A 22,327-nucleotide genomic window follows, 5' to 3' on the forward strand; every position below is an offset into this window, starting at 1 on the left:
TATATGCTACTTATTGTGTACATTTAAAGAATTCTTCAGAGGGAGAACCGATAGTATTTAATTCTTTAAACATTTAAATAGTAGATATATGTCATTATTTAATTTAAAAGGAAGAGTTGCTGTGATAACAGGAGCATCTTCTGGTTTAGGAAAAAGATTTGCTCGTACGCTCGCTGAGCAAGGTGTGAATGTGGCAATAATTGCCCGCAGGATCGAGCGTCTGGAAGAAGATGCAAAGGACTTGAAGAAATTAGGGGTGGAATGCCTCCCTATCCAATGTGATGCAACCAAAGAGCAAGAAGTAATATCATCCATAAACCAAGCTATCCGGCATTTTGGTAAAATAGATATACTGGTAAACAATGCCGGTATTGCACTTGGGGGTAAAGCTGAGGATGTTTCAGGTGAAGACTTTAAGAAAGTAATGGATGTAAATGTCAACGGAGTATTCTATTTTGCCCGCGAAGCTGGTAAGAATATGATTGACAATAAGTATGGTCGCATAATCAACGTATCATCGATGTACGGAAAGGTCGGAAATAAATTTAGCGCATGCCTTAGTTACCACACATCGAAAGGAGCTGTTGAGAACTTCACAAGAGCCCTGGCTGCGGAATGGGCAAAGTATAATATCACTGTAAATAATCTGGCTCCGGGCTTTTTTGACTCTGAAATGACAGGAGGATTTATCCACAATGATCATTTTGTGAATTTTGTAAAAAACAGTACTTGTATGGAACGTACAGGCAGAACTGAGGAACTGGATAGTGCCTTGATATTTTTAGCTGCCGATGAATCAAGTTATATTACCGGACAATCCATTTTCGTAGATGGCGGCTGGACGGCAATCTAAAGCACAAATCCGGTCTTGATAAATTTAATATAGAATTCGTTTTATAAATGGTCGGCTAATATAAGCTGGCCACTTCGTGTTTATTGCCCTTTCATTTGCTAACAAATATCTCGAAAAGAAGAATAAATTGGCAATATTAAGGACTGATACTCCGTTATATATAGATAAATCCATTGAAATATAATTACATGCCGATTATCAACTAATGGACTTTGATAACTCTCTGTCCGAAGTATTTGGTTATCTTTGCACATAAATAAAATTTATAGAAATAAATAATACTTTTCTTTTAATGAAAAAAATCACATTAATCCTAGCTATTCTGACAGTGGTGTTAGCTTCTTGTCAGGATAAGAATGCGTATACTATTGAGGGTAATTTCACTGAAAATACATTTGATGGTAAGATGATCTATCTTCAAAAGATAGATAGCATGAGAGCCGAATCATCTTCAGTGATAGATTCAGTAGTATTGAAAGACGGGAAATTCAAGTTCAAAGGAACTACTGATGGTAATCCTATTATGGGTTTTATCTCTGTAGGCAAACTGGAGACTCCAGAGGCAGATTCTCCGGTAGGAACGCTTATTCTGGAGCCGGGAGCAATAAAGATAACATTAGAAAAAAATGCAGTGAGTACAAGCGGAACCCCGAGAAATGATGAGTTTAATAAGGTTCAGACCGCAATGAATAAGATGGCTGCTTTATATAAGGAAGTGAATGATGCAGGAGGTATACAGGGAGTTCCGGATGCCAATTCAAGAATGCAGGCATTACAGGAAGAAATGCAAAAAGCTAATTTTGAATTTACAAAAGCAAATATGTCGAACAAGGCCGGTGAATTTTTGTTTTATTCTTCTGCTTCGATGTTTACAATGGAGCAACTGAAAGAATTATTACCTTTGGCTGACAGTACTTTCCGTAATACTCCGGAGATGAAAGCTTTGGAAAAAGAGTTGAACAGGGTAGTGCCTGAAGTCGGCCAACCGTTCGCTGATGTACAGTTGGTAGATATGACAGGTAAGGCCGTTGCCTTGTCCGAATATGCAGGCAAAAGCAAATGTGTTGTTATCGATTTCTGGGCTTCGTGGTGCGGTCCGTGTATTCAGGAAATGCCGGGTCTGATAAAAACCTATAATGCATATAAAGCCAAAGGTCTTGAGATCGTTGGAATATCTGTAGATGAAGACAGGCAAGCATGGCTTAATGCTGTGAAGACTCACAAAATGACATGGATACAGTTAGCTGATGATACAAAATCAGCTTCAGAACTATATGGTGTGAACACTATACCGCATACTGTTTTATTAGACGGGAATGGCGTGATCGTGGCTAAAGACCTGCGAGGAGCTGCACTGGAAGCTAAGATTGCTGAAATACTCAATTAAACAATACAATAACATTCCTTGTTTTATTACTAATGGTTTGAGTAATTTATTCGAGAACTTATATATTAACTGTCTTATTTATTAATAAAATGAAGAAAATTATATTATCTCTATCAACGGTACTGGTGTTGGTTACATCTTGTGGCGAAAAAGATCAGTTTACTATTAATGGTACAATAGCGGGAGCGTCTGATAGTGCTAAGGTGTACTTGCAGACACTTGAAGATAACTGGAGAGATCAGGTAGCAATTGACTCTGCTTATGTGACGAATGGCAAATTTCAGTTTAAAGGACTTGCAAAAGAAGGCGCGAAAGTTCATTTCATAGCATTGGCTAAACCTACAGATATAGTGAAAAGACCGGTTTTGCTGGTTGTAGAACCCGGACAGATAGAAGTTGCCCTGGATAGTGTTTCTACTATTAAAGGTACAGCTTCAAATGATGCTTACCAAGGTTTGAATACCAAACTGAGCGGATTTGACACGGAACTAAAAGCTGTATTTGAAAAATCGAAACTGGATACATCTAAGGTTGCAAAAGCTGAACTCGAAAAACAATATGAAGAGATCGATGCTCAGAAGACAAAAGAAATATATAATTATGTGAAAGCAAATATACAAAGCCAGATAGGTGCCTATATATTTGCATCCAGATCATATCTGTTTACTTTAGATCAAATGAAAGAGTTATTTGCATCTGTAAAACCTGAATATAAAACCAACGAAAGGATGGCAAAACTTGAGGCCCGTATACAGGCTCTGGATGCAACTACGGAAGGCAAAGTGTTTACAGACCTGAAAGGAAAGACCCCTGAGGGGAAAGATGCAGCGCTGTCTGATTATGCAGGTAAGGGTAAATATGTGCTTGTAGACTTTTGGGCGTCATGGTGTCCTCCATGCCGTGCCGAAATGCCGAAACTGGTAGAAGCGTACAAGCAATTTGGAACAAAGGATTTTGAGATTGTAGGTATTTCGTTAGATAGAACCAATGAGGACTGGGTAAAAGGAATTAAAGACCTTGGTATTACATGGGCTCAGATATCCGACCTGAAATTCTGGGATAGCGAACTTGCCGGTGCTTATGGGGTGAATTCTATACCTCACCTTGTATTACTCGATAAAGACGGTAAGATTTTGGCTCGCGGAATAAGCGCCGATGAAGCTGTTTCTAAACTGACTGAATTGCTTAAATAATCAAGCTATAAAATAAGAAAAGAGCTTATCATTACTGATAAGCTCTTTTTGTATTCATATACTTGTTTACTCTTTCCTTGCTATCCTAATTCCGATTTTCTCAATACCTTTCAGTTGTTGATCGCGCATACCATGTCCTATTATTATCTGATGGCTACGTTTTTTATTAAAGATGATATTATCATCAAAAATAAAAGACGCCTGATATAACGTACCAAATCCAGAACCTGTCCACTTGCCAAATTTATCAGCCAACAGAAACTCTTTTTCCCGTTTTGTAAATACAGAATCGTTATAAATGTCTGATTGTACAAAGAACCAGATATTTTGATATGGGTAATTCACATTGTTGGTCACTTCAAAATATATAGTATATGGAATGTTCAATTCGAAAACAGTGGAATCTATATCAAATATTAACTTATCATTCTGTGCCCACTCCGCATCCTTTATTTCATGGAAACGATAATATATCTCCTGCTTGTTGCAGGAGATAGCTATGATAGTTAACAGTATGCCGCATAAGACAGATAGAGGCTTATGCGTCAGGCTTTTTCTGGTCAGGCTTCCCATTTCTGTTATGTCTGTTTCTGTCGTTCCTGTTATTTTTATGATTATTGTTTTTATTCTGGTTCTGATTCTGTTGATTGTTGTTTTCAGTCCTGTTGTTATTGTTTGGCCTGGCATTCGGGTTTGCATTTGCCTGCTTGTTATTATTAGCTTGTTTATTGCTATTATCCGGCCGGTTATTTCCTCCCTGGTTGTTTGGAGAGCCTTGTCCGCTATTTTCAGACCTGTTCTTTACAAACTTCTTCTTTTTATTATTCCGGTTATTGTTGCCACTGTTATTGTCGAAGCGATTGATGTTCTCCTGCAATATATCGTGCGAGGTCACTTTCTCTGCCTGTTCCTGAGGCTCTGTGGTAAGATGTGTGGGCTTGCCTCCCTGCTTATTGATCCTGATTATTTCATATACCCGGTCTTTAGGCAGTGTAACGAGGTTTGCTGCAAAATGTTTGTCAGTAGAATATGTCATTTCACCCGAAAGAATATCAGTCTTGAAATGGAAGAATGAAGCATCTTTCGTTTCCAGAACCACTTCTCTTGAAGGCAATTTCCGTTGAGCCTCCACGTATGTATCTACTTCGAAATTGAGGCAACATTTCAGTTTACCGCATTGTCCGGCAAGTTTTTGAGGGTTTAGCGGAATATCCTGCAAGCGTGCTGCTGATGTGGAAACCGATACGAAATTAGACATGGAACTGGAGCAACACAATTCGCGGCCGCATGGACCTATACCACCTACACGTCCGGCTTCCTGACGCGCACCGATCTGCTTCATTTCTATTTTTACACGGAATTCCGATGCATATACTTTTATTAATTGGCGGAAGTCTACCCGCTCATCGGCTATATAGTAGAAAATAGCTTTGTTACCATCTCCCTGAAATTCCACATCACTGATTTTCATGGCCAGTTTCAATTCTTCAGCTATTTCCCGCGCACGGAGCATCGTTTTGTGCTCTTTGGCTCTGGCCTCGTTCCATTTATCGATATCGGTCTGTTTTGCGATGCGATAGATACGTTTGGTTTCGCCACGGTAATTATTTTTAAGCATTTGCAGCTGAACCAGCTTCCCGGTCAGGGTTACTTCACCTATATCGTGTCCCGGAGATGCTTCCACTGCTACAATATCACCCCTGTATATCTCTACATTGTTGCTGTTCAGGTAATAACCTTTTCGTGTATTCTTGAACTGTACTTCTACCATTTGTGATTCTCCGGCAACTTCAGGTAAATCCTGTAGCCAGTTATAAACTTCCAGTTTATTTGTCCCCGAGCAGCATGAACCACCCTTCTTGGAGCAGCCGCCACCTGATTTGCATGAACAACCGCCACCCGACTTGCACGAGCAACTTCCTCCGGAACTACAGCCCCCACCTGAGCCGCATCCGCAACTTTTTGTGGCTGCCACATATCCTGTTTCAATATCTGCCGTTTCCAAAGCTTTTTTGTTCGCTCTGGCACAGGTGCATCCCACGGGCGTTTTGCAGGTACCCTGGCAATCGTGTGGGACAAATGTATTTTGATTTTCCATTATATATTTATTTTAATTAATTAAGACAAAGCCCCTTCTACGGCTTTGTGGGTCTATATTTATTGTTTTATAAGCATGGTTATTTTCAGGCAAAGATCGAAAAATACCATCTTTGCATTTACATTTTGCTCTATATGCCTTTCTGCTAAGGCCAGTTCGTTCATAAATCCTATTATGTTACGTTCGTTGATGAATGGGGCGAAGCGGGTTCCAAAGTTTGCTTCGTCCTGAGCCAGATATATCATTTCAGGCTGACTCATGTTACTGACAAAATACTCGCGGACCATTCGCTGACAGTATTTCAGGAAACCTTTCTGGTTTTCGCGTCCTACCCCGGCTATTTCATTACCGATTGCTTTTATTTCTTTTATATTGCGGGCATATGAAGCTCGCATCATCTGGATGAAGAGATTGAAAAAGAATTTATGTTCTTCATTCAGACTGATTGTTTCTATAGCCTTCAGGTAGTTTCCGTTTGCCAGATGAGCTACGCTTGCAGCATCTTCGGGACTGATATTATAGGCTGATTCCAGCGCCTCGGTTATATCCGTCTCTTTTACACCATGTATGTTGACACGCTGGCAACGCGATTGTATGGTGGTGATAATATTATCCGGAATATCAGAAACCAATAGGAATATCGTATTGTCTGTCGGTTCCTCTATTATTTTCAGCAGTTTGTTGGCGCACGATTCGTGCATCTTCTCGGGAAGCCAGATAATCATTACTTTATATTTGGCCTCATATATCCTTAAACTCAGCTTGCGGATAATTTCTTCACTTTCTTTGGCATAGATCAGCCCCTGAGAATTTTCTGCATCGATATGATCGAGCCATTGGCTGAGATTGAAATAGCTGCTCTGTTTGATAAATTCGCGCCATTCGGTAATATAATCGTCGCAAACCTCTTTTTTCTTCGCCGCCTTTTTTATGATAGGGAAAACAAAGTGTAAGTCTGGATGCGCCAGATGATTATATTTTACACATGACGGGCATTTACCACATGAATCGGTTTCCGATGGATTCTCACAATTCAGATATTGGGCATAAGCAAATGCCAGAGGGAATTTTCCAACTCCTTCCTGTCCGCAAAAAAGCTGTGCATGAGGGATAATTCCCTTTCCTGCCGAACTTATCAGCCGCTCTTTTACTTCGTTTTGCCCTATTATATCTTTAAAAAACAAATTTCTTTCTAATTATAAGTTATAAAGTTAAGAATTACTTTTTTAATAGTAATCCAATATCTAATATATCTCTTTAGCTATTCTCCGAACGCTTTCGGTCGCCAACAATGAATAAAAGTGCAGGCTTGGCACTCCGTGTGCAATCAGTTCCTTGCATTGCTTTATGCCCCATTCCACACCTACTTCCTTAGATTCGTCATCTGTTTTACACTTGCGAAGTTCAATCGCCAGTTCTTCCGGAATGCTTGAACGGAATATCCGTGGAAGCACTTCCAGTTGGCTCATCAGTACAATTGGCTTTACTCCCGGAATAATCGGCTGAGTGATTCCTGCCTTACGGCATTTATCTACAAATGAGAAATATTTTTCATTGTCGAAAAACATCTGGGTAACAAAATATTCGGCGCCATTGTCGGCCTTCTGTTTCATGTAATGTATGTCCGATTCCATATTAGGAGCGTCTTCATGTATTTCGGGATAGCATGCCATACCATAAGCGAACGGGGTGGCATTTTTTTCAAAAGTGGTACCGTCGGCTGCAATGCCTTCGTTGAACTTATTCACCTGAACTTGCAGATCGGTAGCGTATTCGTTCCTGTTCGGATATATCTGCTCCGGAGCAAGGCGTTTGGTATCGCCTCTTAATAACAGAAGATTATGTACATGCAGAAAGTTCAGGTCTATCAATGCATATTCGGTTTCCTCCTGAGAGAATCCTTTGCATATCATGTGCGGGACAGCCGCCACATTATATTTGTGCTGGATAGATGCGGCAATCGCTACCGAGCCGGGACGTTTACGGATGTTAACCCTCTTTACCGACCCGTCAGGCATTTCCTGATCGAGATATTCGCTATGATGTGTCGTTATATTAATATATTGAGGATCGAATTCAATCAGTTTATCAATGATATTATACACTTTTTCGATATTATTTCCTTTTAACGGAGGAAGTATTTCGAAAGAAAAAGCGGTTTTGTCATTTTTGTTTATTAATTCACTTACGGTCATATCTTAATATCTTTTTTTTTACTAATAAATATGGTATCCTTAAATCCATTTGCTTATTGTTATATTACCTAATTCGGTATTTCCTCCTATTTAAAGAAGATTCTCATTATGTCATTTCCATTGGCCACTAGCAGCAGGAGGAGTAAAAACAGCATACCGCCTACCTGTGCATATTCCATAAATTTCTCATTCGGTTGCCGCTTGGTTATGGCTTCGTATAAAAGGAACATAATGTGTCCTCCGTCCAGCGCCGGAATAGGGAGTATATTCATAAAGGCAAGTACGATGGACAGGAATGCAGTCATAGACCAGAATGCGTACCAGTTCCATTGAGCCGGGAACATATTTCCGATACCGGCAAACCCACTCAGGTTTTTCACTCCTTCTTTTGAGAATACAAAGCGTATCTGCGCCACGTATCCTTTAAGTGTTGCTACACCATTGTTGATTCCCGCCGGAAATGATTCGAAAAAGCCATAGTGGTCGGTCTGCATATTCTTTTTCGAGAAAATATCGGACATCTTTGTCGAAGATGTGAAACCGATAACGCCGGATGTGTCTATCGCAGCTGAAACTGTCTGTACTTCACCGTTTCTGTAAAAAGTGATAGCCAGCGTATGCTTTTCATTATCCCCCAGTTTATTACTTATCCTAGTTACATATTTTTGGATACCCAACTGAGAGGTAATCGGCTGTGAATCAAGAGCGGTTATGCTATCTCCGCGTATCAGGCCGATTCTTTTAGCCTCGGAGTTTTCGCTTACGCTATCCACAACAGGTGCAGACCAATATTCATAAGCCACTTGTTTCGATGCAATTACACTGTCAGCAAAGCTTTCGGGGAGAGTCAACTCCATTTGTTTGCCATTGCGTACGATGGTTACGGTCTTGGCATCGATGAAATGCATGAATGTATTCATATCCAGAACCCCGCGTCCCAGCACAAGGTCTTTGCCGTCGGCGCTCACCAGTATATCTTTATCCTGAAATCCTCCGTTTCTTTTTACTGTTTCGGAGAAAACCATCCCATCTTTTACATTCTTCAGAGGCAGGTATTCATCACCCCATACGAACAGCATCATAGAGAAGATGATGATAGCCAGTATGAAATTGAACAAAACACCGCCTACCATCACAAGCAGACGTTGCCATGCCGGTTTGGAGCGGAACTCCCATGGCTGGGGAGGAAGAGCCATTTGCTCCTTGTCCATCGATTCGTCTATCATTCCCGATATTTTCACATAGCCGCCTAATGGCAACCAGCCTATTCCGTATTCTGTATCGCTGTTCTTTGGCTTATATTTGAACAGGGAGAACCACGGATTGAAGAATAAATAGAACTTCTCAACTCTTATCTTGAAGAGGCGGGCGAATAAGAAATGCCCGAACTCATGTATAATAACCAGTATCGATAAACTTAGGATTAATTGTAACGCTTTAATTAAAATTGTTTCCATTAAAAAATCAGAGTGTTATTTGATAAATTCTTTTGCTATGTGACGGGCTTCCGTATCGGTCTGCACGTAATCTTCATACGACGGAGCCTGAATAAAACTTGTTTTGTGCATTGTTTTTTCTATGACCTCGCTCATTTCCAGAAATCCGACTTTGTCTTTCAGGAAAGCAGCTACCGCTATTTCGTTTGCCGCATTCATGATGCAGGCCATATTTCCTTTTACCCGCGCGGCCTCGAATGCAAATGCCAGATTGCGGAATCGCTCCATGTCGGGTTTTTCGAATGTCATTGTTTTCAGCTTGAAGAAGTCGAGACGTTCGAAATTCGATTTTAACCTGTTGGGGTAAGCCAACGCATATTGTATAGGCAGATGCATATCGGGTAGTCCCAATTGTGCGATGATGGACGAATCCTCGAATTGTACCATCGAATGTATGATGGATTGCGGATGTACAACGACCTCAATCTGGTCGGGGGTGACATCAAACAGCCATTTGGCTTCTATCATTTCCAGTCCTTTATTCATCAGGGATGCCGAGTCTATCGTAACTTTTGCTCCCATGTCCCAGTTCGGATGTTTGAGTGCTTCGGCTTTGGTTACTTTTGCCAGTTGTTCGGCAGAATGATTCCTGAACGGACCGCCGGACGCCGTAAGGATAATTTTCTCGATAGGAGAACGTTCGCCATTGAGACATTGGAATATGGCGGAGTGCTCCGAATCTACAGGCAATATCGGTACTTTATGCTCAATGGCCAGACTTGTAATCAGTTCACCTGCAACAACCAGTGTCTCTTTGTTTGCCAAAGCAATTACTTTTCCCGCTTTTATGGCATTTATAGTAGGTTTCAATCCCGAATAACCGACCATAGCAGTAAGTACCATGTCGATAGGTTCACTTTGTACTACCTGTGCTATCGATTCACTTCCGGCCCATACTTTGACAGGTAAATGCTGTAAGGCTTCTTTGAGTCGGGTATATTTATTCTCGTTGGCAATAACTACTACCTCAGGAGAGAATTCCTCTGCCTGTCTGATAAGTAAATCTATATTTTCGTTGGCTGTCAGTGCATATATTTCAAAATGGTCAGAATTTTCTCTGACTATATCGAGCGCTTGTGTTCCAATTGATCCTGTAGAGCCTAGTATTGCAATATTCCTTTTCATATGTGGTTTTAGAAAGATATATAGTTTTCAGGATTTACGGCATTGCCTCTATACCAAAGTTCAAATTCGAGTATTGAAGTTGTTGTACTTTCTGCTTTTTCGTCATCTACTTTGGTCTCTATTACAGCTATAGCCTCTCCTGTACGCACCTTATCTCCTGTTTTCTTTAGTAGCAGGGTATTGTACCTATATACTGAAATAAATCCGTTTTTATGCTGGATTTGTATTGTATGTCCTGTCTTCAGATCATATCCGGCAAATATGACCACACCCTCCAGTGTCGCCAGTATGGTCTCTTTAGGTGAGGTTTTAATTGCGACTCCGAAGTGTCCGCCGGAAGGATCGAATTTGCTCGTTATAATTCCTCTGGCGGGTCTGAAGAATACAACACCTTCCATTGGATTGGTGGTACTGGATGATAATACAGAGAGATTGTACCGCTCTTCGTCTTCGTATCGTTTGGTATATTCTTTCTCCAGATCTGTTTTCTTGAGTAAGGGGTCGTTTTCGGATACAGATATCGTATCGAGAATCTTTACCGAATCGATCTGACGGGTACCGTCAAAAATACTGCGGAGGTTACTTATATAAGCCTCCTGATATTTCAATTGCTGTTCGAGAGAGTCTGTCTTAATTGCCGACCGGATTGCTTTTTCCCTTACTTCGGCATCGAGATAACCCGGCAGGTAGTAGCGGATCGGTGTTGCTATGATAATAGCAGATGTGATTGCAATGAGAAAAAAAGCGAATACAAGAACCAAGACAGCACCTGAGAATATAGAAGCTTTAATCTTCCATATCTCCTCAAGTGTATTTTCATTCATTACGGAAAGGCGGTATTTGAAGTGCAACCGCTTCCATAGATTATGTTTGTTTTTTTTCTTCTTTATCATTCGGCGCTATGGCTTTTCTAACCATCAAAAGGCTTTCAAATTCTAATTATTTGACATATGTAGCCACTAATCTGCAAATTTAAGAAAAAAGCGATATATTAGGGGAAGAAGAGGCAGAAGATTGTATTAAAATATCCTTTTTTTAAATATTTATTCCAAAAGGGACACATTCTTATTTTTTTTAGCTATTTTTGCAGCCTGTAAATCTCGGAATATTAAATTGTTCCTAAGATGCAGTTATAATAATCTACATTTGTTGTAAGTTGAGTATGAGTTTATTAACTGATAAGTTATATCGGTACGACGCGGCCAGAAATACACGGGCTGCAGGAATTTACCCTTATTTTAGACAAATCCAGAGCGATCAGGACACCGAAGTCGTTATAAATGGGAAAAAGGTGTTAATGTTCGGATCAAATGCCTATCTGGGATTAACCAATCACCCGAAAGTAAAAGAAGCAGCCATAGAAGCTACCCGTAAGTATGGGACAGGGATGGCCGGTTCCCGTTTCCTGAATGGTACTCTTGATATCCATATCGAACTGGAAAAAAAGCTTGCAAAATTTGTAGGCAAAGAAGATGCTATCGTTTATTCGACAGGCTTCAATGTGAATCAAGGTGTAATATCTTGTATTACAGGGCGTGAAGATTACATATTGTGGGATGAGCTGGACCATGCTTCCATTATTGAAGGAGCAAGGGTTTCTTATTCTACAAAGTTGAAATTCCGTCACAATGATATGGAATCTCTCGAAAAACAGCTGCAAAGATGTGAACCTGACAAGGTGAAACTTATTGTGGTTGACGGGGTATTCAGTATGGAGGGCGATATAGCAAACCTTCCTGAAATAGTGAAACTCGCCAAACAATATAACGCCAGTGTAATGGTAGACGAGGCTCATAGCTTAGGGGTTCTCGGTAAAGATTACAGTGGAAAAGGGCTTGTGGAACAAACAGGTTTAGTTGACGATGTGGAACTTATAATGGGAACATTCAGTAAATCTTTAGCTTCGCTTGGCGGATTTATCGCCGGAAGCGAAACGATTCTCGACTATCTGCGACACAATTCCCGCGCTTATATATTTACAGCCAGCGCTACACCTGCAGCTACAGCGGCAGCCAGTGCAGCATTAGATATCATTATTTCGGAACCTGAGCGTATTAAGCATTTGTGGGATATTACTCATTATGCATTAGATGGTTTCCGTAGCCGTGGTTTTGAAATAGGACATACCGCTACTCCTATTATACCGCTATTTATCCGCGATAATGAAAAAACATTTATGATAACAAAATGGCTTTTCGAAGAAGGCATATTTGTTAATCCGGTAGTGTCTCCGGCTGTTGCTCCGGCAGATACATTGATTCGTTTCTCTCTGATGGCTACACACACCAAAGAACAGGTTGATATAGCGTTTGAGAAAATAGAAAGAGTATTCAAAAAAGCAGGAATATCTCTGGAAGCTAATGCCCGATAGGCAGAGCGACCTTATATAACTGTATTACAAAATAAGATAACCCTCTGTCCGTTAAAAGATAGAGGGTTTATTGTTTAAGGCCGCAAGCTTATTATCTTTGTATCTGCAATATCAATAGCCGGTTACGAAGGAATAATGTTGCTTTTAATACTTTCTTGACCAAAGCAGTTGCTTATGAAAAAAATAACTCTATTATTGTTTATAGTCGCCGTATCACTGCGTCTGGCAGCTCAGGATACGGAAGGAAAACTTGAAGCGCATATAGACTATGAAGTGGAAAGGCGGAATGCGACAAATGAAACTATAACCGAAGAGGAGATGAAAAATAAAATATTTTCAGCTCCGGCAACATTCAGCTTTTATGGATCGGGAGGCAGTGAGGCTGTTTATTATACATGGTTTCTATACAAGAAGGGAGATATGGAGAATCCTATCGCACGCTATTCGGATAAGGATATAACCAGATATACCTTCGAAGAATTCGGAGAATATGTTATGAAACTGGAAGTTGCAGACAATGATTCCAATACGTCTGAAGATACATTCTCATTTACTATTTCTGAGTCAAAGCTTGAAGTACCTAATTATTTCTCTCCGGGAGACTCTCCGGGGGCAAATGATGAATTCCGGGTTGCATACAGGTCTATCGTGAAATTTAAATGTACCATTTTCAACCGTTGGGGGCAAAAACTTTTTGAATTTGCCGACCCGGCTAAAGGGTGGGACGGGACATATAAAGGAAAATATGTGAATACCGGAGTTTATTACTATGTAATAGACGCTCTGGGTTCTGATGGAATCAGATATAAAAGGGGCGGGGATATAAATATTCTGCGTTCCCGTTAAAATATTTTTTACACCTCTGATCTGTTATCTTATCATTATAATTTTATCTATAGTTATTTATGACGGCTTTTAATCGAGGCTCATCGACGAAAGCAAAGAGCCGGAAGCGGAAAAGTGAAAGTCGAATAGAATTATCAATCGACGAAGGTAAATTGACAGAATAAAAAATAGTGCAAAAAGTGTCAAGTTTGTCAGGTTTTTATGGAAGATAATTTCAGACATAAAGATATTATCTTCATTTACTGCCTCTTACGAAATATATGTCGCACTGAACAAAAAAAAATAGAAACTGCTTTTCAGGCTTATGTAAAGATATATTTTGCATACCCGCGTATAACAAAATAAGACAACCGGACGTATGCAATACGTCTCTACAAACTTTTGATAGAGATAAATGATTTGAAGGATTTGCCCTGACAATAAAAGAGAGATTACTTAGTTTTAATAAAAAAACCTATATTTGACGTATAACCAGTAACTATAAATATGAAACACATCTTGTCGTTCGGCTTTTTTATTCTGTTCTCTATATCATTATTTTCTCAGACGTATGATCTTACCGGCATGCAGGGATTAAGGAATGAGAAAGGTGAAGTAATGTTGGAATTGAGCGGGTATGAAATTTCAATTTCCACTATTAAAGGTCAAATAGATAATGATAAGACACTTAATGCTATTAAGAAGAAGTATAATCTGGAAACGATTCTGGCCGAGTATTCCGAACCCGGGATTCTGAGAGCAAATAAGATAATAGAATCTGAATCGAAGATTAAAGACCGACCAAAGGTAAAGCTAAGTCAGGTATGTTATATATTCGAAAAATCAGATAAAGAGGTCGATGTAGTCTCCTTTAATACACTCAATCAGCGTGATATCGTATTAGAAGAGGAAGTTATCAGGGTATTTCTCGAGAACGGACTTATATACTATATCTCGGATGAACAGACAGCTAATTCTATCTCATTTGCCGGTAGGGAAATAAATCTGGGTTCGGCATGTAACTGGATGAGCCCGCATAATGTAAATTGTAAAGGCGGACAGATGAGCTGGTCGGAGTTTCCATCATTCGAAAGCGCAAATCTGGATATCAATACACGTATAGATGCCAACATAAATGAGAATGTAAGTATACTGGCCGAGGATGATATAGAAGTTGTCTTCGAGGGACTACCGTCTCTTGCTCACCGTGTGGTTTATAAACAAAAGTCAGGATTTGGACGAAGAACAGACCCGCTGATTGTTTACTATATAGTTCAGGAGGTGAGAGGTAAATACCTAAGTTGTGTATTGAGTAATTACAGATACAACAGGAATGATTATGAGCTGGCTCCCCTCTTGCAGGAAGTGATGAGCATTCCGGTATTACCCGAGTCGGCATACAACCAGTTCGATATACCTCAGTTTGAGGAAAATCAGAGACAAGAGCCTGAAGAGAAAGAGTATCTTGTAAACCTTGTCGAGATCCGAGCCGGAAGCTGGTTTCCTATAGGTAGTTTGAAAAATGCATATAAAGCAGCGCCATCCATTGGTGTCTATGTAGGCTATCCCATAAAGAAAGTAATGGCAGTGGATATCGGTTTTCAGGTAGCTTTTCCTGTTAGTCGTGAGTTTTTCGATTTTTATTACCGGAAAGACCCCTATGCTACAAAAGCCGATCTGTTAGTAAATGTAAATGCTCGATTCCGTTATCAGCAGGAAGCCGCTAAGAATGTTTACTGGACTACCTATGCCGGTGCCGGGGCGATTTCAGTTCAGACCGACCTGGAAAAAGAGTATTACGATGACGGGGAAAGCAAATGGCATAGCTTTGAAACATTAGATATTTTCGGCGGTGTGAATATACGGTATAAAAAAGTAGGACTTTATCTCGAATATCATTATACACCGTATTCCATCGGCAATAAGGTAAGGGCGAATTATGGGAATAGCGCAGTGAATCTGGGCGTGGCAGTTTGCTTTTGAAAAATAATGTGAAATAACCTTGTCCGGCGTATTTTTAACATTCTGTCGATTAGATAGTCCTCTTTGTCGATTATTATTGTAACATATGTAATCAGTTCATACTTTTGGAATGTAAACAACTAAAACATGAACATTATGAAAAAGCTGATAATCGCAATAAGCATACTATTCGCAGTAGGGGTATTCAACCCTTTATCTGCCCAGGTAAATATTAATGTAAATATCAATGTAGATAAGCAGCCGGCCTGGGGGCCTACAGGATATGATTATGCCGGATATTACTATATGCCCGACATCAATGTTTACTATGATATTACGAATGCACTGTTCTATTACCTGACGGGAAGTAAATGGATCTCAGCCCAATACCTGCCGGACAAATACCGCAAATATGATCTGTATAGCATGTATAAGGTTGTAGTAAATGATAAGCAGCCTTGGTTGCAGAACAAAACCCATAAGAAGAATTACTCGCAGTACAAAGGAGATAAAACACAGGAGCCTATCCGTTATAGCAACAATGCCAAGTATAATACCAGCAAGAATAATACCAATAGCTGGGTAAATACCAATCGTTCAGATAGCAGATCAGGCAATACAGACAGTAACAGGACTGATAGCAGAAGCAATAATAATGGTAATAATAAAACGCAGGATAATAATAGCCAGAGAAGTCCCGAACGGACTTCCCAACAAAATGGAAACAACAGAAGATAGGTAATAAAGATTGGTTTGGTGAAAACGGGACTGTAATATCTACAGTCTCGTTTTATTTATTCAGCTTTCTTAGCTTCTTCCCATAGTGCATCCATCTCTGACAGAGTCATATCTTTTAGGATTTTGCGCTGCCTTTTTGCCTCTTGTTCGATATAGTTGAACCGACGGATAAACTTTTGATTGGTACGCTCCAATGCGTTATCAGGATTGACTTTATACAGGCGCGCGGCATTAATCAGGCTGAAAAACATGTCACCGAACTCAGCTTCTGTCTTATCAGCGTCCATATTCGAGATTTCGTCTTTCAGTTCGGTAAGCTCTTCCGAGACCTTCTCCCATACGTCTTCTTTCTTTTTCCAGTCAAATCCGGCATTACGAGCTTTGTCCTGTATGCGGTGGGCTTTAGCTATTGAAGGCAAGGATGCAGGTACACCTTCGAGGATGGTTTTGTTCCCGCCTTTTTCTTTCAGTTTGAGTTGCTCCCACGATTTCTCTACCTCACCAGCTGTTTTGGCAGCATCATCTCCAAATACATGGGGATGGCGGAATATAAGTTTGTCGCATAGGGCATTGCATACATCGGCTATGTCGTATGTCTCTTTTTCTTCTCCTATTTTTGCATAGAATACGACATGAAGAAGCACATCTCCCAGCTCCTTTTTTATCTCGTTATCATTATTTTTAATGATGGCCTCACAAAGTTCATATACTTCCTCGATTGTGTTTGTCCGCAGGCTTTCATTTGTCTGTTTGGCATCCCAGGGGCATTTTACCCGCAATTCGTCCATAATGTCGAGAAGCCTGCCGAATGCTTCCAGCTTTTGTTCTTTTGTATGCATCGTCGATTATATTAAGGTCTCAGACCTTTTTATTACTTTGGTAAGTATAACACCCAAAGACTGTTATAGACTAAAAGTATATTATTAAATACTTTCTTTTACTTATTTAGCGAAAAAGCAGATTCTTTCAAACCTGCTTTCTCTTCTTTATTTTGCTTCTTCTTTTATTTTCTTAAAGTTATCCAGCCCTGTATTCAGGAACTTAATATACTCTGGTATATCTTCATTGTATGCATATGAAGGACCTATCGGTTTTCCTGCATGATCGAGCAATACATAGTACGGTTGAGAATTGGTACCGAACTTATGCCGTTGCAGGTAACTCCATTTATCTCCGATTGTTTTTAGTTTGGTTGTTTTGCCGTTCTCTTCCACTTCTATAACCTCCGGTAATTTCTTCTTGTCGTCTACCATGAGTGTTATCAGCACATAGTCTTTTTCGAGAATATCTTTCACACGGGCATCTGTCCATACCGAAGCCTCCATCTTGCGACAGTTTACACACCCATAACCGGAAAAGTCTATCATCACAGGTTTGTTGTTTTTGCGCGCATAATCCATGCCTGCTTCATAGTCGTCAAACTTGGCATGCACCTCTCCCTTATACAGGTTGAAATCCTGAGTGAATAACGGGGGAGAGAAAGCACTTATTGATTTCAATGGTGCCCCCCACAATCCCGGTATCATATAGATAGCAAATGCAAATGAGATGATAGCTAAAAATAGGCGTGGAACAGATACATGCTTCAGGTCGCTATCATGCGGTAATTTAAGCTTGCCCAACAGATAAATACCAAGCAATGCAAAAATAGCAATCCACAATACAAGGAATACTTCGCGGTCGAGAATTCCCCACCCGTAAGCCAGGTCGGCTACAGAGAAGAATTTCAAGGCTAAAGCCAACTCCAGGAATCCTAGTACAACCTTTACCGAATTGAGCCAGCCTCCCGATTTAGGCATGCTTTCGAGCCATGACGGGAATATGGCGAATAATGAAAATGGTATAGCCAGAGCCAATGCAAAGCCAGACATCCCGATTGCAGGGGCAACAATCGAGCCTGAGCCGGCAGCTTGTACCAGCAATGTCCCGATAATAGGCCCGGTACAGGAGAATGAAACCAGAGCCAATGTAAATGCCATGAAAAAGATGCTGATAATACCTGTGGTAGAATCGGCTTTCTGATCCATCTTATTCGTCCATGAAGAAGGTAAAACCAGTTCGAATGCTCCGAAGAATGATATGGCGAAAACAACTAGCAGGGCAAAGAATATGAGATTGAAAATAGCGCTGGTTGCGAGATCATTCAGGGCACTGGCACCGAATATAGCTGTAATAAGCAGCCCTAACGCAACATATATAATAATGATACCTAAGCCATAGGTCATCGCATCCTTAATAGCTTTACCTTTATTCTTTTTATTCCGTTTCAGGAAAAAGCTGACAGTCATCGGTATCATCGGCCACACACAAGGTGTAAGTAAGGCTACAAGCCCACCACCAAAACCTCCGAGGAATATCCAGAATAAGGATTGGTCGGAAGTGTCTCCGGCGGCGCCATATGCTTTTACTTCTTCTATTACAGGTTTCCAAAGGTCGCTGCTGCTGGTTGGTGTAGTTGAAACTTGGCTCAATGTATCTGCCGTTGCTGTATCTACCGACACAGCTTCCTCTGCGCTATCGGCAGATGTTCCGCTTGCAGAAACTAATGTTGCGGGCAAATCTTTAGACTTGAAGCTCAAGTCTATTTTTATAGGAATACATTGTCCGTCTACTTCGCTGCATACTTGCGAACGGAGATCGCCTTCAAGTACGAATGCAACTTTATCTGTTACTTTGAGGCGTTGGACGAACGTAGCCTGAGTTTCGTAATATCCGATTTCCATCTGGAATATTTCGTCATAACTCTTTTTCAATTTGGAATTGACAGCTTTAAATTCACCTACTTTAGTTGCGCCTTTGATGTTATCTATAGCCAGACTGGTTGGCATAGGTCCTCCTTCCGGGATATGGATATCATAAAGGTGCCATGTAGGGTCTATCTTAAAATTTGCGGTCAATTCTACTTCACCGTTTCCTTTATCTACTAGCTTTACTGTCCATGTTGCTGGATCCTGGGCATATATTCCAATTGTGGATATAACTGATAAAATCAGAAATAATAATGTTTTTTTCATAAACAACATCTATATCGATGGCTATTATATTATATATAAGAATGACAAAGTTAAAAAAAAGAGATTATAATAACAGAATGACAATCTCTTTTTTAGATTATTTGGGTAATATACTTTAAATTGTTGTTGCAGGAATATATCTTCTCGATAATAATGGTGGAATAGTCAGTAACCTGAGACCAATAAATAACAAGAGAATCGCTCTACTGATATACTTGTTTAGAGCGATTCTCGAAATATTACAATTTATTATTAGCTTACGTTATCTCTTCAATTCATTATTTAACATTCTACTTTCCGGCCTTTCTCGTCATATTCATTTATTATACTTTTATATATATAACCAGAATTTTCTAAATTATTTCCGTTAGTACTCTTAGTTCCGGATGGTACATCACCCGAATAAATCTCGATAGATATATCAAATAAGTGGTTACGGACAGGTCTTGGCAAGTTAGTAGAAAATTCCTGCATAGTAGATGATCCGTTCATATAGGTGTAAATATATAATTTAGGTACATTGTCGGCTTCGTAAATATAAGTTGTCTGCGTATATACATGGGCTCCGTTATCTACTAGAGCAATAGGGGCAGCATACGTAAAATAATCTGCGGTTCCTAGATTATTTTTGGTCCTGCCAATAACATATGTATATTTAGCTGCATTCTGTATCAGAAAACTATTATTTGTACTTAGAGTCGGGTTTTCCGGAAAAGTGACGTTTATTCTTATTTTTGCACAAGACCTTATTAAGTTAACTATCGCCGGACTGTTAGTCCCATCGTTAAAATTGAAGTCGAGAGTAGAACCATACATGCAAAACCCATTTTCAGGAATCAGGTTGTTTGTCTTGTTAACAGCCGGAGTTGTCAGAGCTTTCAAATCATCAAGTGTTGAAACAGAATTGAGGGTACTCACATTGTTATAATTAGCGACAATATAGATATCTTTCCTAAGCACCGTGGCCGGGTCTAATGGTAAAGTTATCAATTTGTAATCATCGACAGATGAGAATCCCGAATACACATACTTATATGTAATCGCATTTGATGATGGCTCCGTTAAAAAGACACTGAAATTTTTCACAGTTTGTTCACTTAGCAGATTATCCCCGTCTACTACTTTGGTACTAAACCCTGTTTGCTGTACCAGTTTTATTGATACACTCCTCGGCTTGTTTTCCGGATAGTCTTCTGTATTTTCGCTGCAACTTGAATATAAAAGCAACAGCGTTACTGATAATATGTAATAATATATTTTATGCATATCAATTTTATTCTACAACCCTTACACAACGTGATACCGTACTACTAAAGTCATATCTCTCAAACTGCTGATAAAGAACTTTTTCTTTATTTCCGGGAATGCTGAGATCCAGATAGCCCGAATACCAATATGCTTTAACCTGAACCACTACTTCAGAGTAAAACCAAGCTAAACCACTATTGTTCGGAGGGGCTGTATAAGGCCATCCCCCCGGATAGTCAGATTCTCTGATTATAATATCGCCCGGCGTGAAAAAACGGTCTATAACATCTAGTTTTGCATCGCCTAGATTATCTTTTTCGTTATCAGAAAGTACTATGCCGGACAAATCTACACCTGTTAGTTTTTGCAAGAATGCTTGGGCTTCCTGTCTGAAAGGCAGAGGATAGAATGGCAAATTGTTGTCTACCCCTTCCCATGTATTGGATTGCCATACCCTGTATGCCTGATCGAATAAAGCCAGGAAAGACATAAGCTCACAAGAATTGATAAGTCGCCAGCCGGGGCCATATTTCTTTTCGCAATAATAGGGTGGTTGTCCTTTTGTTATTGATGGTCCTTGTACAACAGGGTCCCAATAGTTAACCACATCGCCGTATGCACCTTGTAATCCTTGTGATAAAATTTCATCTTTGTTCAGTATCTCAATCTTACTCGATCCTTCACACAAGACAGGGATGATAATAACACTCGAGTCGGTAGGTATTACAGGGGGGACAACAATAGTCTTATCTCCCTGAAAAACATATCTGTATTCATCTTTATTCCAAGGCTCGATATATGCTTTAATCTGGATGCCGCCCTGAGCATTGATGTAAGCATTGACTATATAATGATAATTGCGTATTACACTATTCGAAGATATGGATGGAATAGTACGTCTCTGCAGGGCAATTCCGGTTTTTCCGTCATCAGTCTCTATCGGAAAAACTTTATTATTTATATGTAATTCTGTAAAATCAGTACTGTTTTCCTGAATGAGAAATTCAGGTATGAAAAATGTAACGGCCCCGATACTATCATTACCATAATTGAGACCGGAAATATCAGCCTGCTTTGATGTCGTCTTCTGTCCGCTATAATAATTATCTACCGGAGGAACAGACAGGCTTGCTGCCACGTTTGACAATTGGACAGAAGTGATTGTATTTGCAGGAATACTGCTCCCAGCAACTTTTTTTCTAAAGATAACGTCTACTTTAGCCAGAGGCCTGATCAATTCTACCTTTCCTGTGGGGATAGCTAATGGAACCGGATTTTTCTCTGTACCACCACTTGTAACCGAAATGTTATTATATATAGCAGACATGACAAAGCGTCCATTACGACCGGTCTCACTGGGGATAAAATCGGGATTATATTGTAAATTGCGGAATCTGGTATCTGTAGAAAATTGTGATTTATTTCCAATAGCCATGAATGCCGAAGCAAAATCGGTGGAGTAAACAGACTCATTTGCTATAAAGTAAAAATCATAATTTCCGGGACGTATGACAACACTTTTGCTACTATTGGCAAAGCCATTCGGGAAATATAATTTTTGATTGAAAACAACCTTTCCATCAGATGTATTGAAAACAACCATCCGTAGTTCATCTACACGGTCCTCCCAATTTACCTTATCTTCATTTATACTAGAGGATGTAGCTTTTAATGAGAGTGAAATAACAGCTTCGTCTTCATTATCCGACTCCTTTCCCTGATCATCACTGCTACAACCTGTAACGAGAATTAGGACGGAAAAGAAAATTGTAAAGTATTTTATTTTTTTTGTTATGTTACTAACCGGTCTCATATAATCTTG

Annotated in this window: 18 protein-coding genes; 7 read left to right on the top strand and 11 right to left on the bottom strand. The window is 39.8% G+C overall.

Features of this window, described 5'->3' with window-relative positions:
• The first annotated feature begins 88 nt into the window (after positions 1–88).
• The 3 genes from HMPREF9455_RS18685 to HMPREF9455_RS18695 all read left to right on the top strand — a co-directional run bounded on the left by HMPREF9455_RS18685 (position 89) and on the right by HMPREF9455_RS18695 (position 3,433).
• A complete protein-coding gene (locus HMPREF9455_RS18685; RefSeq protein ID WP_006801317.1) occupies positions 89–853 on the top strand; it encodes an SDR family NAD(P)-dependent oxidoreductase in 765 nt (254 codons plus the stop codon).
• Between the two features lie 292 nt (positions 854–1,145).
• Positions 1,146–2,240 carry a TlpA disulfide reductase family protein gene (locus tag HMPREF9455_RS18690; RefSeq protein WP_006801318.1) on the top strand — a complete coding sequence of 365 codons (1,095 nt, stop codon included), beginning with the start codon at positions 1,146–1,148 and terminating at the stop codon, positions 2,238–2,240.
• 89 nt (positions 2,241–2,329) lie between these two features.
• The gene (locus HMPREF9455_RS18695) at positions 2,330–3,433 is read left to right on the top strand and encodes a TlpA disulfide reductase family protein (RefSeq protein ID WP_006801319.1); all 1,104 of its coding nucleotides are present in this window, start codon (positions 2,330–2,332) and stop codon (positions 3,431–3,433) included.
• A gap of 66 nt (positions 3,434–3,499) precedes the next feature.
• On the opposite strand, the gene HMPREF9455_RS18700 is transcribed toward HMPREF9455_RS18695, so the two are convergent.
• The 7 genes from HMPREF9455_RS18700 to HMPREF9455_RS18730 all read right to left on the bottom strand — a co-directional run bounded on the left by HMPREF9455_RS18700 (position 3,500) and on the right by HMPREF9455_RS18730 (position 11,240).
• Positions 3,500–4,006, bottom strand: coding sequence for a gliding motility lipoprotein GldH (locus HMPREF9455_RS18700; protein WP_006801320.1), 507 nt, complete (start codon positions 4,004–4,006; stop codon positions 3,500–3,502).
• Positions 3,972–5,531 (bottom strand): PSP1 domain-containing protein, encoded by a 1,560-nt coding sequence (locus HMPREF9455_RS18705; RefSeq protein ID WP_006801321.1) that lies wholly within the window; start codon positions 5,529–5,531, stop codon positions 3,972–3,974. The genes HMPREF9455_RS18700 and HMPREF9455_RS18705 overlap by 35 nt, the downstream gene beginning before the upstream one ends.
• A gap of 59 nt (positions 5,532–5,590) precedes the next feature.
• Positions 5,591–6,715: a DNA polymerase III subunit gene (locus HMPREF9455_RS18710; RefSeq protein ID WP_006801322.1), complete on the bottom strand. Its 1,125-nt coding sequence runs from the start codon at positions 6,713–6,715 to the stop codon at positions 5,591–5,593.
• A gap of 60 nt (positions 6,716–6,775) precedes the next feature.
• Entirely contained in the window at positions 6,776–7,726 is a 951-nt protein-coding gene (locus tag HMPREF9455_RS18715) for a methylenetetrahydrofolate reductase (RefSeq protein WP_006801323.1), read from the bottom strand.
• Positions 7,727–7,812: 86 nt separating this feature from the next.
• On the bottom strand, positions 7,813–9,183 hold the full coding sequence (gene rseP / locus HMPREF9455_RS18720) for an RIP metalloprotease RseP (protein ID WP_006801324.1): 1,371 nt from the start codon (positions 9,181–9,183) through the stop codon (positions 7,813–7,815).
• 15 nt (positions 9,184–9,198) lie between these two features.
• A complete protein-coding gene (locus HMPREF9455_RS18725; RefSeq protein WP_006801325.1) occupies positions 9,199–10,347 on the bottom strand; it encodes a 1-deoxy-D-xylulose-5-phosphate reductoisomerase in 1,149 nt (382 codons plus the stop codon).
• A gap of 8 nt (positions 10,348–10,355) precedes the next feature.
• Positions 10,356–11,240: a murein hydrolase activator EnvC family protein gene (locus HMPREF9455_RS18730; protein WP_006801326.1), complete on the bottom strand. Its 885-nt coding sequence runs from the start codon at positions 11,238–11,240 to the stop codon at positions 10,356–10,358.
• 269 nt (positions 11,241–11,509) lie between these two features.
• Between HMPREF9455_RS18730 and spt the strand changes: the two genes are divergently transcribed.
• From spt to HMPREF9455_RS18750, 4 genes are all read left to right on the top strand, one after another.
• Complete coding sequence (spt, locus tag HMPREF9455_RS18735) at positions 11,510–12,718, top strand: serine palmitoyltransferase (protein WP_006801327.1); 1,209 nt, start codon at positions 11,510–11,512, stop codon at positions 12,716–12,718.
• Between the two features lie 174 nt (positions 12,719–12,892).
• Complete coding sequence (locus HMPREF9455_RS18740) at positions 12,893–13,564, top strand: T9SS type B sorting domain-containing protein (protein ID WP_006801328.1); 672 nt, start codon at positions 12,893–12,895, stop codon at positions 13,562–13,564.
• 486 nt (positions 13,565–14,050) lie between these two features.
• Positions 14,051–15,526: a hypothetical protein gene (locus HMPREF9455_RS18745; RefSeq protein WP_006801329.1), complete on the top strand. Its 1,476-nt coding sequence runs from the start codon at positions 14,051–14,053 to the stop codon at positions 15,524–15,526.
• Between the two features lie 135 nt (positions 15,527–15,661).
• Complete coding sequence (locus HMPREF9455_RS18750; RefSeq protein ID WP_006801330.1) at positions 15,662–16,243, top strand: hypothetical protein; 582 nt, start codon at positions 15,662–15,664, stop codon at positions 16,241–16,243.
• 56 nt (positions 16,244–16,299) lie between these two features.
• Here the strand turns inward: HMPREF9455_RS18750 and mazG are convergent, their stop codons facing one another.
• The 4 genes from mazG to HMPREF9455_RS18770 form a co-directional block, all read right to left on the bottom strand.
• Entirely contained in the window at positions 16,300–17,082 is a 783-nt protein-coding gene (mazG, locus tag HMPREF9455_RS18755; protein WP_006801331.1) for a nucleoside triphosphate pyrophosphohydrolase, read from the bottom strand.
• Between the two features lie 147 nt (positions 17,083–17,229).
• On the bottom strand, positions 17,230–19,266 hold the full coding sequence (locus HMPREF9455_RS18760) for a protein-disulfide reductase DsbD family protein (RefSeq protein WP_006801332.1): 2,037 nt from the start codon (positions 19,264–19,266) through the stop codon (positions 17,230–17,232).
• A 273-nt stretch (positions 19,267–19,539) separates the two neighbouring features.
• Positions 19,540–20,523 carry a DUF4906 domain-containing protein gene (locus tag HMPREF9455_RS18765; RefSeq protein WP_006801334.1) on the bottom strand — a complete coding sequence of 328 codons (984 nt, stop codon included), beginning with the start codon at positions 20,521–20,523 and terminating at the stop codon, positions 19,540–19,542.
• Positions 20,524–20,530: 7 nt separating this feature from the next.
• The gene (locus HMPREF9455_RS18770) at positions 20,531–22,318 is read right to left on the bottom strand and encodes a fimbrial protein (RefSeq protein ID WP_006801335.1); all 1,788 of its coding nucleotides are present in this window, start codon (positions 22,316–22,318) and stop codon (positions 20,531–20,533) included.
• Positions 22,319–22,327 lie beyond the last annotated feature (9 nt).

Origin of the sequence: Dysgonomonas gadei ATCC BAA-286 (assembly GCF_000213555.1) — a bacterium.
GTDB lineage: Bacteria > Bacteroidota > Bacteroidia > Bacteroidales > Dysgonomonadaceae > Dysgonomonas > Dysgonomonas gadei.

Excerpts from the sequence above, each read along its gene's own strand:
- HMPREF9455_RS18685 (WP_006801317.1), top strand. The coding sequence starts at position 89 with ATGTCATTATTTAATTTAAAAGGAAGAGTTGCTGTGATAACAGGAGCA.
- HMPREF9455_RS18690 (WP_006801318.1), top strand. The coding sequence starts at position 1,146 with ATGAAAAAAATCACATTAATCCTAGCTATTCTGACAGTGGTGTTAGCT.
- HMPREF9455_RS18695 (WP_006801319.1), top strand. The coding sequence starts at position 2,330 with ATGAAGAAAATTATATTATCTCTATCAACGGTACTGGTGTTGGTTACA.
- HMPREF9455_RS18700 (WP_006801320.1), bottom strand. The coding sequence starts at position 4,006 with ATGGGAAGCCTGACCAGAAAAAGCCTGACGCATAAGCCTCTATCTGTC.
- HMPREF9455_RS18705 (WP_006801321.1), bottom strand. The coding sequence starts at position 5,531 with ATGGAAAATCAAAATACATTTGTCCCACACGATTGCCAGGGTACCTGC.
- HMPREF9455_RS18715 (WP_006801323.1), bottom strand. The coding sequence starts at position 7,726 with ATGACCGTAAGTGAATTAATAAACAAAAATGACAAAACCGCTTTTTCT.
- rseP (WP_006801324.1), bottom strand. The coding sequence starts at position 9,183 with ATGGAAACAATTTTAATTAAAGCGTTACAATTAATCCTAAGTTTATCG.
- HMPREF9455_RS18725 (WP_006801325.1), bottom strand. The coding sequence starts at position 10,347 with ATGAAAAGGAATATTGCAATACTAGGCTCTACAGGATCAATTGGAACA.
- HMPREF9455_RS18730 (WP_006801326.1), bottom strand. The coding sequence starts at position 11,240 with ATGATAAAGAAGAAAAAAAACAAACATAATCTATGGAAGCGGTTGCAC.
- spt (WP_006801327.1), top strand. The coding sequence starts at position 11,510 with ATGAGTTTATTAACTGATAAGTTATATCGGTACGACGCGGCCAGAAAT.
- HMPREF9455_RS18740 (WP_006801328.1), top strand. The coding sequence starts at position 12,893 with ATGAAAAAAATAACTCTATTATTGTTTATAGTCGCCGTATCACTGCGT.
- HMPREF9455_RS18745 (WP_006801329.1), top strand. The coding sequence starts at position 14,051 with ATGAAACACATCTTGTCGTTCGGCTTTTTTATTCTGTTCTCTATATCA.
- HMPREF9455_RS18750 (WP_006801330.1), top strand. The coding sequence starts at position 15,662 with ATGAAAAAGCTGATAATCGCAATAAGCATACTATTCGCAGTAGGGGTA.
- mazG (WP_006801331.1), bottom strand. The coding sequence starts at position 17,082 with ATGCATACAAAAGAACAAAAGCTGGAAGCATTCGGCAGGCTTCTCGAC.
- HMPREF9455_RS18760 (WP_006801332.1), bottom strand. The coding sequence starts at position 19,266 with ATGTTGTTTATGAAAAAAACATTATTATTTCTGATTTTATCAGTTATA.
- HMPREF9455_RS18765 (WP_006801334.1), bottom strand. The coding sequence starts at position 20,523 with ATGCATAAAATATATTATTACATATTATCAGTAACGCTGTTGCTTTTA.
- HMPREF9455_RS18770 (WP_006801335.1), bottom strand. The coding sequence starts at position 22,318 with ATGAGACCGGTTAGTAACATAACAAAAAAAATAAAATACTTTACAATT.